The sequence below is a fragment of the Cupriavidus sp. IDO genome (genome assembly GCF_000812465.1).
GTDB lineage: Bacteria > Pseudomonadota > Gammaproteobacteria > Burkholderiales > Burkholderiaceae > Cupriavidus.
Window position 1 is genome coordinate 1 of sequence record NZ_JWMA01000112.1, and the last position, 1,965, is coordinate 1,965.

Consider the following 1,965-nt stretch of genomic DNA (forward strand, 5'->3'; position numbering starts at 1 on the left):
GGGGGGGGGGGGGGGGGGGGGGGGGGGGCCCGGCGCTCGGCAGGCACCGTGACGCCTCACTTCGTGGAGACTCCGGCCCTCTCCCCCGCCCCTCTCCCATAAATGGGAGAGGGGAGCAAACCAGCGGTTCTTATTCCAGGACGTCGAACAGCGCGGCGGCACCCATGCCGCCGCCGATGCACATGGTCACCACGGCCTGCTGCACGCCACGGCGCCGGCCTTCGATCAGCGCATGCGCGGTCATGCGCGCGCCCGACATGCCGAACGGATGGCCGATCGAAATCGCTCCGCCGTTGACGTTCAGCCGCGCATCCGGAATGCCCAGCGTCTGCTGGCAGTACAGCACCTGGCAGGCGAAGGCCTCGTTCAGCTCCCACAGGCCCACGTCCGCCATCGTCATGCCATGGCGCGCCAGCAGCTTCGGCACGGCGAAGACGGGGCCGATGCCCATTTCGTCGGGTGCGCAGCCCGCTACCGCCATGCCGCGGTAGCGGCCCAGCGGGCGCAGGCCGCGGCGGCGGGCCTCGTCGGCACTCATCAGCAGCACCGCGGCAGCGCCGTCCGACAGCTGCGAGGCATTGCCGGCCGTAATGTGCTCGCCCTGCGCCACCGCCTGGCCGCCGCTCCAGACGGGCTTCAGGGCCGCGAGGCTGCTGGCCGTGGTATCGGCCCGGTTGCATTCGTCCTGCGCGAGGCGCACGGCCTCGTGGCCGGTCAGGGCGCCGGCCTTGTCGAACAACGCGCGGCGCGTTTCCAGCGGCACGATCTCGTCGTCGAATGCGCCGCGCCGCTGCGCGTCGGCGGTGCGCTGCTGGCTGCGCCAGGCGTAGGCGTCCTGCTCGGCGCGGCTGATGCCGTAGCGGCGTGCCACCACCTCGGCGGTTTCGATCATCGCCATGTAGGCAGCGGGTTGCCGCGCCAGCACCGCTTCCGACTGGGCGCGGTAGCTGTTCTTGTGCTTGTTCTGCGTCAGCGAGATCGATTCCGCACCGCCGGCGACGATGATGTCCGCTTCGCCGCACTGGATCGCACGCGCGCCCGCGGCGATCGTCATCAGGCCCGAGCCGCACATGCGATCCATGGTCATGCCCGGCACGCTGTCCGGCAGGCCGGCCGCCATCGCGCACAGGCGGCCCAGGTTGTAGCCCTGGGTGCCTTGCTGCGCGGCCGCGCCGATCAGCACGTCGTCCACCTCGGCCGGGTCCACGCCCGCGCGCTCGACCACCGTGCGCACCACGTGGCCGCCCAGCACGGGTGCCTCGGTATCGTTGAAGGCGCCTCGGAAGGCCTTGCCGATCGGTGTGCGCGCGACGGCGACAATGACTGCTTCATTCATGCTCGTTTCCTGTTCAGAAGTAGTAGCGGCTGATGGCCTCGGCCACGCAGGCGGGCTTGCCCTCGCCTTCAATCTCTACCGTCATGTGCACCACCGACTGCACGCCACCCGGCAGCGTCTCGGCCCGCACCAGTTCGCCCACGCCGCGCACGCGCGCACCCACGCGCACCGGCGCCGGGAAGCGCACCTTGTCGCAGCCGTAGTTGACGCCCCATTTCATGGCTTCGACCGTGACCAGCTCCGGCAGGAACTGGTTGACCAGTGCCAGCGTCAGGTAGCCGTGTGCAATGCAGGCGCCGTACGGGCCCTTCGCGGCGCGCTCGGGGTCGACATGCAGCCACTGGTGGTCGCCGGTGGCATGGGCGAACTGGTTGACCTGTTCCTGCGTGATGCGGGTCCAGGCACTTTCGCCGAGGCGCTGGCCGACGGCTGCGTGGATCTCTTCGGCAGAACGGAAGATTCTTGGCATTGCTGTTTCCTGTGTTTCTTCACGATGTCGGTCTGACTTGCCGACAAGTCCCCCAAAGCCCGCTTGTTTGCTCCCCTCTCCCGCCTGCGGGAGAGGGGCCGGGGGAGAGGGCAGGCGCTGGCATACCGACGCCCGTCACTTCGTTGATGCTCCGGCCCTC

General features: G+C 69.7%; 2 protein-coding genes. Both read right to left on the minus strand.

Annotated elements, in window-relative coordinates:
* Positions 1-130 precede the first annotated feature (130 nt).
* Positions 131-1,336, minus strand: coding sequence for an acetyl-CoA C-acyltransferase (locus tag RM96_RS26685; protein ID WP_039014752.1), 1,206 nt, complete (start codon positions 1,334-1,336; stop codon positions 131-133).
* A 13-nt stretch (positions 1,337-1,349) separates the two neighbouring features.
* Entirely contained in the window at positions 1,350-1,805 is a 456-nt protein-coding gene (locus RM96_RS26690) for a MaoC family dehydratase (RefSeq protein ID WP_039014753.1), read from the minus strand.
* Positions 1,806-1,965: the final 160 nt, after the last annotated feature.